This window comes from Thermus altitudinis, assembly GCF_022760835.1.
Lineage (GTDB): Bacteria > Deinococcota > Deinococci > Deinococcales > Thermaceae > Thermus > Thermus altitudinis.
Map to the genome: position 1 here is coordinate 1 of NZ_JAKTNQ010000024.1, position 354 is coordinate 354.

Consider the following 354-nt stretch of genomic DNA (forward strand, 5'->3'; position numbering starts at 1 on the left):
AAGCCCTCCTTCCTTAGGGTCAGCCAAATCGGCCAGCGGCCCCAGGTGGGGTTTTGTCTCCGCAAGTCCTCGGTGGCGATGAGGAGTTCGGAGGTCCAGTGCACCTTCCGCCGTAGGCGTTTGGGGCGTTTGGGTTTCGGAAGAAGGCCTTTAAGTCCTTCGTCCTTGAGCCTGCTCCGCCAGCGGTGATAGGTGGCCCGGCTGATCCCCACCAGGGCCTGGATCTCGGGCCAGCTCACCCCGTGCTTCCTGAACGCCTCCACCTGCTTGAGCTTGCGCAGCCGTTCCTGGACCAGGGGGTCGCCGGCCCCCGCCATCTCCAGCTCCTGGGCCTTCCTCGCTCCTCGCCAGATC

Annotated in this window: 1 protein-coding gene; it reads right to left on the minus strand. The window is 65.3% G+C overall.

Annotated features, from left to right (window positions below):
- Window positions 1–353: helix-turn-helix domain-containing protein (locus tag L0D16_RS08885; RefSeq protein WP_243031510.1), on the minus strand; the 353-nt coding region annotated here is incomplete at its 3' end.
- Between the last annotated feature and the right edge of the window lies 1 nt (window position 354).